This window comes from Candidatus Protochlamydia naegleriophila, from assembly GCF_001499655.1.
GTDB lineage: Bacteria > Chlamydiota > Chlamydiia > Chlamydiales > Parachlamydiaceae > Protochlamydia > Protochlamydia naegleriophila.
The window spans coordinates 2,723,802-2,736,287 of record NZ_LN879502.1; the positions used below are offsets into that span (position 1 = coordinate 2,723,802).

The following is a 12,486-nucleotide window of genomic DNA, read 5'->3' on the forward strand; positions in this document are numbered from 1 at the left end:
CTATATGAATCAATCAAGCTCCAAATATTGCATAACTATCAAACATTAGCACCTGGTGGACTGAACTCCTCGCTTTCTCTCCCATCATTCATTTCAAAATCACCAGTCGTTTCTCCGGAAATCATGAATGCATACTCTAAAAACTCTAAGTGCCACGATTTTTCAAACCATTTTCCATCCGACTCAACCGGATGCCTGATCGGAGCTCTTGAAATCGGGCATATAGCCTGTAAGGAATCGGTAGGCTCGAGCTGCTGCGATTCTTTTTGGCTATCCTGGCGAATCTTCTTAATACGCCAAAGTAAAAAACCGTTTAGCATTTCTAAAAATTGAGATTGACTCCATTTCAGTTTATGAGAAGTCAAGAGCGCCAAGGGCAGAAACATCATTGAAGCTAGCAGTCTCATACTAACAATACTCTCTTCTTGATAAACCCTATGCATGCTTAACGGATAAGTCAATACCAAAAGCCCGCTAGCCAAGAGATGGACAAATTGAATGGTATTCAATAGTTTTGATGGCACAAGATCGTGAGCGCCAAGAACACTCGCCCCTGCCAGCCCTAAAGCTGCTTGCCCCATTAGAAATGGAATGCCAAAGACCGCCCATTTTTTTTCACTCAATATATAAGAACAAAAAGAGCGCTTGCCAGTCACCCAATTGATTTTAGAGGCGAGCTGCCCCAGATAATTGGGCGATGTTAAATCGTAGCAATCTAAGGCTAACGTTTCATCCACCCGCTGCATGGGTTCTCTAGAACCCAGCACGTAACATTTTTTATCTGCAATGACAACAAAAGGTACAAAATTGAAGCGATAGCCGCAGGCAAACCAAGTGGCTTCTATTCGGTTTTTGTTAAAAAACGTCAAGGCGTACATGGGTAAAACATTGGGATCGCGTACTTCCGTAACTGCAATTTTTCTTTCTAGTGAGAGATGAACGATTTTTTTAATATTTTTTATTGTGGTGGCTTGTAAACAATCTACACGATCTTCAAGCCAGTCTTGTCGATCTATTTCATAAAATGCCTTACCTGAATAAAGAAAGAGTGTCTTGCTGGCTGCATTCATCCCAACTGTTAATAAAGGGAGAGGGGTCTTGTGTTTTTTAAGCTCTTTTAGATAAGGAGTTTCCCCCGATTGTAAACGATAATAGGCCATGAAGCGCTCTCCATTTTCGCGCCGCATGACAAATAGCTCGTCATCATTTAAACAAAAAGAAGACACGTGCGCAAGGGAGTCTAAAACCTGCCCTCCTCTATCAAAAATGAATAAGCGATTGCCATACACGTGAACGGCAACAATCGTCTGTGTCCCCCTCTTATCTTCAAAAGCATGAATCTTAATTGATTTTACCGTATGGTCGAATTCAACCGTCTTATCTGGCGTCAGCGTCTCCAAATGCCAAAATTGCAATGTTCCTTTAACTGCAGATGGATTGACCAACCGTTTGAAGTATTGCTCTTCGCTCTTCAAATATTTTTCATCAACGGTAGCAAGCGCTAAACAACCCGCAAGAGCATCCAAGCATTGAATCGCATGCCCCGCTTGAATACGCGTCGAACTTAGCAACTTAGTTTTTTGAGTATCAAGGACAGAAATAAATCCCCGATTCGATCCTAAAATCAGCCGATCGGCTAAAGTCGCCATCGTCGTAATAAAACCGCCAAACGGAGAAACGATTCTTTTAGAAGTGAATTCTTCATTCTCGCATCGCCACCCCATCGCAAGCCAGTCTAAATAAGTCTGACAATAATCGCGCTCCGCCTGCTGGGCGACAAAATGATTAGGTAAAAATTTATTCCAAACTAAAAATGAATATGATGAGAGGTGCCGCCACTGTTTGCAAACAAGTCCAATCGCATGAATTAAGTGCGGCGGTGCCAGAAAATCAAAGACATTAATAGAAATGTCATCCCCATCCCACACAACTCTCCGCTGCACAGAACCCACTGGTCGATTCACCTCTGGTAGTAAAGGAAGTCCTTCCTCTACATCCGTTGCTTCCTTTTTCAAAGAAGAATTGCCATAAAAAATATTATAAAGAGTTTTCATACAACAATTATTAATCCTTTAAATTTGCACCCTTAATGCATGATTTCAAAAAACGAATGGTTGCAAGACAAATTAAACCTTTTTATAATCTCGATCTCATATTAATGATTAACCCACTTAATAAATAAACCATGTATAAAAAAGCTTTCCGATTCATTCTATTCGTTGCATGCCTGCTAACCCACTTCTTAGCCGCAGATTCGCCATCCGTGACAGCTCCCACTCCCTTCGTCAATTCCATTAATGTGATGACGGGAAAAGGGGAGGGAATCGAACCTGTCGGTATTCAATCGGAGTACTATATACAAGGGACTAATTTGGTAGGGAGTCGGAAGATTCAACTGGCCAAAGGAGACTTTCGGATTGGAAGAATCAAGTCTCAAACGGTGGTCGATTCGAAACAGGAGCCTATTTATTTTTTCTATGAACCTGGAATGACGGAAATTATCGATCACCCTCAACGCAAGAGCGTGTATCGCTATTCTCCTAAACACTTACTTGAATCGGTCGAACAGTACGAAAAACAAGAGGGCCATTATGCTCTCTATCGCAGCGAGCGTTTTTTTTGGAGGACCGATTTAAAAGCGCCTTTAATGACGAGTCGTGTCTTAGAAGATGGAAAGAGGCAGGCCATTCACTGCACACAATTTAGCTATGACGACCAGGGGCAGTTAATCAGAGAAACACTGTATGGAAATTTGTCGGGATCCTGCCCATTTCCCTTGATAATCGAATCTGACGGTACTCCTGAATTTAATGGGATCGAAAATTATGCGACGGCCTACCGCTATCACCCAACCGAGCCCGATCTCCTCCTTAGCATTAGAGAAGACAATGGAATCACCACTACCTATCAATACGAGCCTAAGACTAAGCGTTGCCTAGCCAAATTAAAAGGATACGCCAACGGCCTCTTATCAAGAGCTTTTTACCATTACGATGAGAAGGGGCTCCTCTGCCGCACCGTCTTCGACGATGGGCAAGGATCAACAGAAGATGACCTTACAGGTTTAACTAATCGTCAAATTATACACATTCAATCTTGCCATACAGGAGCGGCCTTTTCACAACCTCTCGTCACAGAAAGCCTTTATTTGGATTTAGATTCTTCTCAAGAGGTCTTACTGGACCGTACCGTTTATGCCTATTCAGATGAAGGAGCGCCACTTAAAAAAGATTTTTACGACGCGGATGAAAACTTACGCTACTCTATTCACTTCAATTACAATGATCAAGGCCAACTCGTCTCAACGGTTGACAGCCGCGGAGAAGAGGTTAGCGCTCCCGAGACAGCCTTCGAGGACCGCTTTAATGATGAAGGGTTGCGCATTGCATCGCTTGATGCCTATGGCAATGAAACGACTTACGAATACGATTTATTTGGCCGTTTGATTGAAACCAAACTGCCGGCAGTTCTGGACGAAAATGACAATCCCATTCAGCTAACATTGCACCAATCCTACAATATATGCGATCAAGTCGTCGAAGTAGAGGATACACAAGGCGGAATCACACGCACACGCCATAACAGTCGCTCTAAGCCCGTCTACATTCAGCATCCCGATGGCTCAAGCGAAACCCTGACCTATTATCTAGATGGTGAGTTAAAGGAAAAAATCGACCGTAAAGGAGTACGTACAACCATCTCACGCGATAAAACCGGCCGGACAACTCGCGTTGAAGAGCATGCAGCCTCCGGCGAGCTGCTAAGAGCATTAAACTATACCTATCGCGGCAGTGCTGTTTCCAGCCTGAGTAACGGAGCGCAGTTTACGATCGATTTCGAATACGACGGAGCCGGACGGCAGATACGCTCTTTCCACAAGACAGCAGATGGAATTAAGCGTGTCGAATGGTCCTACGACGCCTGTGGAGAGCGCATTCAAACAAGTGAATGGTTCAGTCCTCAAAGCGATGGCTTTGTGGCGAAAATCGAAGAAAAAGATGCTTGGCAGCAAACGACAGCTACTCGTCTAGAAGATGCCTATGGGAATATTCAGCGCAGAGTAGAAAATACTCAAAAGCCAGAGGCGTTGTTTACGCAAGAATTGTCTACGCGTAATTCTCTGGGACAGTATGTCAAGCTATGTGAAACAGTAAATGAAAAAGGTATTAAGGAATTAAATACCTACGATGTGCTAGGACGCCTAGATTCTTCTGTTCAGCTGAATTCTCTCGGAGAGAAGATGCGCGAACATCACATTCGCTACAACAAAAGTGGTCAAAAAGTTTTAGAGAAGCATCTCATTTTAGCAAATGGGCAGGAAGCGGGCAGTTATTTGATTCGTTGGAGCTACGATAGTAGCGGCCGACTCCTAGCCCTCTACGAAGCAGCTGGCTCCTCTCATCAAAAGGTCACCTATTATCAATACGACGAAAGTGGGCGTTTAATCGCTCTAATCAAGCCTGATGGCATTGCCCTCAATTATACCTATAATAGCAAGAACCTTTTAGCTTCTTTTAAAGCGAGTGATAGCTCATTCGCGTACGCCTATCACTATGATGGCCAACAACGCTTGGTCGCAGTGCACGACCTCATCCACGACATCGTTCAAACCAAACGTTATAATGCTTTCGACGAAGTCGTTGAAGAAAACTTGGGAACGGAGCACACGACGCTTCGCTATAACTATGACCTAGCTGGACGCAAAACTGAGATTGAATTGCCCGATGCATCACGCATTCTCTACCACTATGAGGGCTCTTATTTAAAATCGGTTGAACGCACTGATGCCGACCAAAACTCCGTTTACATCCATCACTACAACTACAGTCATCCTGCTGGAGCCATCAATAGCTGCGATTTAATTGCCGGTGTGGGATCGCTAAGTTACCGTCACGATGCACAAGGGCAATTGATCGCCATTGAATCTCCTTGGTGGTCGGAAACGATCACCGAATCCGATAGAGCAAATCGCTTAACAGCTCTCTCAATCGAAGATCCGCTGGGCTCTATCAATCACTCTTACGTCTATGCTGATGATAACCAGCTTCTTGAAGAGCAAGGAGAGGTCAATCACAGCTATCACTATGACTCTCTTTACAACCGCATAGCCCAAAATGGCCAAGCTTGGAAGGTTAATCCCCTCAACCAGTTAGTTGAAACTCCTTCCCATCAATTCCTCTACGACTCTAATGGCAATCTAGTTGGTAAGCACGGCTCGGGAAGGCCTTATGAATATACTTACGATGCCTTAAATCGCCTCACCTCCATCACCTGTCCGACTCAATTTTCCGTCCATTACCTCTACGATGCCTTCGACCGCTGTTTGAGTCAGGAAATTTACCTTTGGAATAGCCAAGAGGCAACCTGGAAAAAGGACCATGCGAGCTTTTTCATCTACGACGGTCATAAGGAAATCGGCAAACTCAACCATGCATATCAACTAACAGAGTTGCGCGTCCTTGGGCTCGGTAAAGGAGCCGAAATCAGCGCCGCCATCGCCATTGAAATCGGCGAAAGAGTCTTTGCCCCGATTCACGATCATCAAGGCTCGGTACGTTGCTTAGTTGATACCGCCACGGGAGCTGTAGCAGAATTTTACCGCTATTCTGCCTTTGGCATTGAAACCATCTTCGATTCTCTAGGAGAACGGTTAGAAGGCTCCGAGGTGGGCAATCCCTGGCGTTTTTCTAGTAAACGCATGGAAGAGCAAACGGGCCTCGTCTCTTTCGGCAAACGCTACTACGACCCGCAAATGGGAAGATGGCTCTCTCCAGATCCTCTCTTTTTCTACGATACGCCCAACCTCTATGCCTTCGTCAGGAACAACAGCATCAACCACTACGATCTCTATGGACTCTTTTCAATCGGTAACGTTTGGGATACAGCCATTAACTTTTTCTTCGATAGTTTCCATCATTTGCAAACCTCTGCTCATCACTTCAAAACCAGGCTCAATTCTGAACTTAAGCTGCCCGAACCTCTGGGTGCTGCTTTTGAAAGAATTGGCAGGCGTTTATTCGGCAGCACAACCTATGCTTTGATGGGCAATGATTATGAACGCACCGAAGTAGGCACTTACGGCAAAAAAGAGATGGGCGATAAAATCCGGGTGAGTTTCATCAACGGAATTTTAACCAGCCACAAAGACATGCTAGAAAATCTCGAGATTATTTCTGAGTCACACGGCGGCGTCAAGGTCCACTACATCTTCCGTCCAACCGAAGGGTGGACATGGGATATCAGCCGCGCCATGATAATTAAAATGGCTTTTGGTTTAGGTTTTAGATCGATTCACGCTCATCTTTTAGCAGCGCAGTGGCGCTCCCTCATTCATGAGATGGGAGGCATAGAAGGAGGCGGAACGATCATACACTATGCTCACAGTCTCGGAGGAACGGAAACAGATCGTGCTCGCGCATTATTGAGTCCCGAAGAGCAACGAATGATTCGCGTCGTCACCTTTGGATCGGCAACCATGGTCTGCAATCAAGGCTTCGAAAATGTCGTCAACTATGTAAGTGTCCATGATGGAGTTTGTAAGCTCGATCTATTTGGCAATATCCGCAACCTATTTGATCCCAGCAGCAATATTCGCTTCCAAGGAGACTTCTTATCCTGGCATTTATGCTCAACTCTCGGCATCAAAGATCACTTTCTCAGCGGTCCCACCTATGCCCCAATTATTCGACAGCTTGGAGAACAATTCTTAAGAGAATTTAGCCCATAGCCCTAATCCATCACAGGCAACTGTTTTGGAGTCAATCTCTACCCAGGCAAAATGCCTGGGTGAGCCTTGTTCTAAAAGCGACATTCATTCACTCTAACAGTTTAAATCCATTCTTCAATCTCTCATTACTTTTCGAACTCTTACTCACAATCTCACACTAGTCGCTCATCGCAATAGGTTATAGTTTCTAAACAGGTAATGCTCGATCAGGCGCCCTAACGACCTCTGACAATCCTTAATTGGAAGCTTGCAGCAACTAGCCAAAGATGCTTGTTGGGAATCAAAATCTTTACTCGAATGGATAGACACATATAAATCCTTCACTTGAATCAATATCGAAAAGAAGCCACTTTTGCATGCAAAATGCGCACAAAAAATGGCTTCCCTTAGCTAGGGAAACACCCCTTTTCCCTCGGGGAAATAGAGAATTTTACTTTTTTACGAATAAAGCCCTTGCAAAAAAAGGGCATATCCAATTACAATCTCATCTTCCTTTGCACTGGTAGCTCAATTGGATAGAGTACCCGGCTACGAACCGGGCGGTTAGAGGTTCGAATCCTCTCCGGTGCAATGTTTATTCAAGCTTTTCCATCAGGTCCATTTTCTACCAACGCTTATGTAGTTGCTTGTCCGATTACCAAGGAAGCAATCATAGTTGATCCTGCGCCAGAATCGGCCCAACCAATACAAAACTCCATTCACCACCACCACCTTACTTGCAAGGCAATTTTATTGACCCATTCTCATTGGGATCACATTGCTGACGTCCACTCTCTTAAAGAGTTTTACTCCATCCCCGTTTACATTCATCCCCTAGATGCTCCCAATTTAGAAAAGCCAGGTAGCGACGGACTTCCCTACTGGATTTCAATCAGAGGAGTAACACCTGATGTCTTCATCCAAGAGGAAACTCCCATCTCTGTCGGGGATTTAACTTTTCAAGTCATTCATACACCCGGGCATTCTCCTGGAAGCGTCTGCTTCTATGAAGCCAAAACAGCCACATTAATCGCTGGCGATACGTTATTCAAGGGAACCATCGGCAATCTCTCTTTTCCAACGAGCCAACCCCCTCTCATGTGGTCATCGCTCGATAAGCTAGCCAAACTCCCCCCAGAAACAAAGGTCTATCCTGGCCATGGACCAAGCACGACCATCGGAGCCGAATCGTGGTTGCCGAACGCCAAGCAATTATTTGAATAATAGACTTCTTTCGAAAGCTTTTGCTATGATAAACCTCTTATAATCTTTATAACCTAACATCTTGGATTTTCTTGGCTTTTAAACGCCATCGATCCAACACTTCACCTGAAAGGAGAATTCTCATGGGAGTTTTAGTAGGTAAGCCAGCACCTGATTTTAAAGCCAAAGCCGTTGTCAATGGACAAATCGTAAGCGATTTCTCTCTCTTGCACTTTAAAGGGCAGAATATTGTTCTTTTCTTTTATCCTTTAGACTTTACTTTTGTATGCCCAACAGAACTCCACGCCTTCCAAGAGAGGCTCGAAGAGTTTGAAAAAAGAAACGCCCAAGTCATCGGCTGCTCAATCGACAGCTGCTATACTCACTTAGCGTGGCTCAATACCCCTAAAAATAAAGGTGGTATCGAAGGAGTCGACTATCCGCTCATTTCCGATATCAACAAAACGATTGCCAAAGACTACGACGTCTTAATGCATCAAGAAGGCATAGCCTATCGCGGCCTCTTTTTAATCGACAAAGAAGGAATCGTACGCCATCAGGTCGTCAACGATCTCCCACTCGGTCGCTCGGTCGACGAAGCGATCCGCATTTTGGATGCTCTTCTTTACTTTGAAAATCATGGAGAGGTATGCCCCGCCAACTGGCAACAGGGTCAAAAAGCCTTTAAGCCTTCTTATGAAGGACTCGAAGACTATTTTGCAACCGTACCTGTTCAGCGCAGCCACCAATAAGAATCTTTTGTAGGCATGAATCAAGATTTACTTGATTCATGCCTCATCAATTTAACCGGGAGAATGTGCTGCCAAAGTAGCAACTCCCATCTGCTGCCCCATCAGACAACGCATTTCCAAACCGGCCTCCGTCGCCTCTAAAAGGTCTTGATCGAATTGAATCGCGCCTTTTGCAAACAGGAGAATCAAAGAAGAGCCCCCAAATTCAAAATAGCCTTTTTCAGCCCCTTTTGCCTGCTCTTTAAAGGGCTCATATGTTTGCCGAATACTTCCCACATTTGTGGCTCCAATCTCCAAATACAATACCTTGCCAAAGTGACTGGTTTGCAATTCACAGAGCGTACGCTTATTTTGCGTAAAGATATCGAGGTTATTTTTTATGGCCAGAGGATTGACCGAATAAAGCCATCCATTGATTAAATGGGATTGACCTGGAATGCAATCACATGGGAAGTGAAAGCGGTGATAATCAGACGGGCACAGGCGAACGATCGTCATGCCCCCCCCTTCATATTCTTTAGCCAGATTCTTATCCCCAAGCAAGGCGCCCAAGCAGAATTTTTTTCCTTTGACGATGAATCCATCAACCGCATCGATATCTTGATAGAAATAATAACGTCCATCGGCCGGCATCACGGCTACAGATGCTCCTGGAGTGATCGGCCTCGCCTCTGGCTTGAGCCGACGAATAAAAAAATCGTTAAAGGATTGAAAGTGGGAAATTGGCAAGAGAAACTCAGCCGTGTCAATATCGAAAGCTTTCACAAAAGGAGCGATTTTTTTGGCGCTGGACCGCCTTTTTTGTAAGGCCCCATAAAGAGAAGAAAACCAAGGCCACTTAGCTAGGAGAGGCAGCAGGGAAGGACGCAGCAGATGACTAATCCAACGATTTCCGTACAAGAGGCGAATAGCCTTCCCTTTATACACCTTTTCTACCTGTTTTTGACCGGTTAAACGATCAATATAAACAATGTCTGCCATATCACATCCATGGGTTAAGTCTAAAATCCCTTCTTGATTATCAAATACTCGCTTAAGCCTTTCCCATTGAGTTGATAATCAAATGGATGCATCAAAAGCGGATTTAGTATAACATAGGAGCTCCAGTTCTTTCAAGAACCCGATCCATTTTATTTTTTTTGATCATACTAATTTTTAAAGGCCGCATTATCGACATGGAATTCATTCACCAACCTTACTTTCCAGGAGAAACCATCGCCGCCATTGCTACCCCTCCGGGAGAGGGAGGAGTCGCGATCATACGCATCTCGGGTGACGATGCACTAGCAGTAGCTGCCCGCATTTTCTCTGGCCCTATTCTCACCTACCGCTCCCATACAGCGCATTTCGGACACATCTACAATGCGCAAGGGGAACATGTAGATGATGTATTGGTCTTGGTAATGCTTGGCAAACGCTCGTATACGGGTGAAAATACGGTCGAAATTCACTGCCACGGCGGCGGCCTCATTACGAGGCGAGTGCTGGAAGTCGTTCTGAACGCCGGTGCACGCGCCGCACTTCCTGGAGAATTTACCTTCAAGGCCTTCATGAACGGTAAAATGGACTTGGCTCAAGCGGAAGCTGTGCAAGAGTTGATCTGCGCCAAAAATGAAAAAGCTCTAGATGCAGCTGAAGGGCAATTAAAAGGTTCTTTATCGACGCGCGTGCTTGCCTTCCAGCACACCCTCACCCAAATTGCTGCCATCCTGGAGGCCTGGGTCGACTTTCCGGAAGAGGGGCTCGAATTTGCGACAATGGAAGAGTTGAATGAAGACCTAGAGCAGGTTGCAACCTCCATGGAAAAGCTCGTCAAGACCTTCCATGATGGGAAAATTTTACATGATGGTTTATCGCTTTGCCTGGTTGGCTGCCCAAACGTTGGTAAATCATCCTTGATGAATGCCTTGCTGGACAAAGACCGTGCCATCGTCTCCCCCATTCCAGGAACGACGCGCGACGTCTTAGAGGATCATCTGCGCTTGAATGGCCTGCACATCAAATTGAGCGATACGGCAGGCATCCGCGAAGCACACGAAAGCATTGAACAAGAGGGAATCAGGCGGTCCAAGCAGGCCATGCAACAGGCAGACTTGATCCTCCTCGTCTTGGATGCTCATAAAGGCTTAGAAGAAGAAGATCTACAGCTTCTAGCGCAAGTTCCTCAAAAGAAAACAATTGTCGTCTGGAATAAGATGGATCTCTCTCACCCAGCACTTCCCAAGCTAGATGTTCCTTATCTCGTTCACTTATCAGCCAAAGAGAGGGAAGGATTAGATCAGCTCCATGCGGCTATCGATACCATTATTTGGAGTAATGGCCCTCCATCTAAAGAGGAGATTTTAATCACCAATATCCGGCATAAAGAGGCCTTAGTAGAATCGATCGAAGCCATCAGACGCGTGCAAGAAGGCTTGCGCCTGGACGTATCGCCAGAATTTTTAACACTGGATATGCGCCAATCTTTAGGCGAGCTAGGCAAGATCATTGGAACGAATATTTCTGAAGATATTTTATCAGCCATCTTTTCTAAATTTTGTATCGGCAAATGACAAAGCAAGCAACCGCCAAGAAAATTCAAAAAATCTTGAATGAGATTTACCCCGAGCCTCCCATTCCCTTGCAGCATCGCGATAGCTATACGCTTCTGATAGCCGTCCTTCTATCTGCCCATTGCACAGATGCGCGCGTGAATAAGGTGACGCCAGTCCTCTTTGCCAAGGCCTCCACTCCCGAGGAAATGGTCAAATTGTCAGTCGAGGAAATTGAAAATATTATCCGCACCTGCGGACTCGGGCCTCGCAAGTCCAAAGCCATTTGGGAGCTCTCTCACATCCTCATCAATGAGCATCAGGGAAAGGTACCGGATAGTTTTGAAGCCTTAGAAGCACTTCCAGGAGTTGGGCATAAAACGGCATCGGTCGTTATGTCGCATGCGTTTAACAAGGCCGCCTTTCCAGTCGACACCCACATTCACAGATGCGCTAAAAGATGGGGATTGAGCAATGGCAAGAACGTAAAACAGACGGAAAAGGATCTCAAAGAGCTTTTCCCTAAAAAGGATTGGAATCGACTCCACCTCCAAATCATCTATTTTGGGCGTGAATACTGCCAAGCACGCAATCACACCCCCTCTCTCTGTCCCATTTGCTCGTGGGCTTCGAACAGTTAGACGTGCTTTAAAGCCACAGTAATCAAAGTTGCAAGGTCTATTTCGCCAGGCATTTCCTTGATCCCTTGCTTAATGGCTTTTTGCGCGGTCGTTTGATTGTAGCCTAAATTGATGAGGGCCATCATGGCATCTTGTACAGACTGAGATTTAGGGTCTGATGTCCATGCTGCCGCTTGATCGGCAACGTCCATCGAAACGATAGAAGGCAGCTTGTCTTTTAATTCGACGATGAGGCGCTCAGCCGTCTTTTTGCCGACACCTGGTACACGGCACAGTGTAGGAAGATCCTGACGCATGACGGCCAGCTGCAATTCAGAAAAAGCCAGATGGCCAATCAGGCTCAAAGCCATTTTAGGCCCAATCCCTGTCACATTCATCAAAACTTCGAAAATATCGCGCTCCTGGGTACTCAAAAATCCATAAAGCGCTTGTGAAAACTCCCGCACAACAAAAGAAGTATAAAATTGAACCGGCTCGCCACTCTGCGGCAGCTGTCCAAGCAAGCGACAAGGAATGAAAAGAAGATATCCGACACCCTGAACATCCACAACAGCCTGGGAAGGATTAGCAGAAACTAGAATTCCTTTGAGATAAGCAAACATAAACTAAATGATAACTCCGTTAGAGACTTGTAGCAAAGATCATAATAACGC

8 protein-coding genes and 1 tRNA gene are annotated in these 12,486 nt (G+C 45.3%); 6 read left to right on the forward strand and 3 right to left on the reverse strand.

Annotated features, from left to right (window positions below):
* Nucleotides 1–38: 38 nt before the first annotated feature.
* Nucleotides 39–2,054: an F-box protein gene (locus PNK_RS11540; RefSeq protein WP_059062155.1), complete on the reverse strand. Its 2,016-nt coding sequence runs from the start codon at nt 2,052–2,054 to the stop codon at nt 39–41.
* A gap of 131 nt (nt 2,055–2,185) precedes the next feature.
* Between PNK_RS11540 and PNK_RS11545 the strand changes: the two genes are divergently transcribed.
* The 4 genes from PNK_RS11545 to PNK_RS11560 all read left to right on the forward strand — a co-directional run bounded on the left by PNK_RS11545 (nt 2,186) and on the right by PNK_RS11560 (nt 8,661).
* Complete coding sequence (locus PNK_RS11545) at nt 2,186–6,727, forward strand: RHS repeat domain-containing protein (RefSeq protein WP_059062158.1); 4,542 nt, start codon at nt 2,186–2,188, stop codon at nt 6,725–6,727.
* A gap of 496 nt (nt 6,728–7,223) precedes the next feature.
* Nucleotides 7,224–7,297 (forward strand) — tRNA-Arg (locus PNK_RS11550).
* The gene (locus tag PNK_RS11555; RefSeq protein ID WP_032124601.1) at nt 7,298–7,930 is read left to right on the forward strand and encodes an MBL fold metallo-hydrolase; all 633 of its coding nucleotides are present in this window, start codon (nt 7,298–7,300) and stop codon (nt 7,928–7,930) included.
* A gap of 122 nt (nt 7,931–8,052) precedes the next feature.
* Nucleotides 8,053–8,661 carry a peroxiredoxin gene (locus PNK_RS11560; protein WP_059062160.1) on the forward strand — a complete coding sequence of 203 codons (609 nt, stop codon included), beginning with the start codon at nt 8,053–8,055 and terminating at the stop codon, nt 8,659–8,661.
* 51 nt (nt 8,662–8,712) lie between these two features.
* Here the strand turns inward: PNK_RS11560 and PNK_RS11565 are convergent, their stop codons facing one another.
* Nucleotides 8,713–9,642, reverse strand: coding sequence for a phosphatidylserine decarboxylase (locus tag PNK_RS11565; RefSeq protein ID WP_059062163.1), 930 nt, complete (start codon nt 9,640–9,642; stop codon nt 8,713–8,715).
* A 194-nt stretch (nt 9,643–9,836) separates the two neighbouring features.
* Here PNK_RS11565 and mnmE point away from each other — a divergent pair, with 194 nt between their 5' ends.
* Together mnmE and nth are read left to right on the forward strand one after the other, a co-directional pair.
* Nucleotides 9,837–11,213 (forward strand): tRNA uridine-5-carboxymethylaminomethyl(34) synthesis GTPase MnmE, encoded by a 1,377-nt coding sequence (gene mnmE, locus PNK_RS11570; protein WP_032124604.1) that lies wholly within the window; start codon nt 9,837–9,839, stop codon nt 11,211–11,213.
* A complete protein-coding gene (nth, locus tag PNK_RS11575; RefSeq protein ID WP_032124605.1) occupies nt 11,210–11,833 on the forward strand; it encodes an endonuclease III in 624 nt (207 codons plus the stop codon). Before mnmE ends, nth begins: the two co-directional genes overlap by 4 nt.
* Here nth and ruvA read toward each other — a convergent pair.
* Nucleotides 11,830–12,435 carry a Holliday junction branch migration protein RuvA gene (ruvA, locus tag PNK_RS11580; RefSeq protein ID WP_032124606.1) on the reverse strand — a complete coding sequence of 202 codons (606 nt, stop codon included), beginning with the start codon at nt 12,433–12,435 and terminating at the stop codon, nt 11,830–11,832. The two genes, nth and ruvA, sit on opposite strands and share 4 nt — an antisense overlap.
* Between the last annotated feature and the right edge of the window lie 51 nt (nt 12,436–12,486).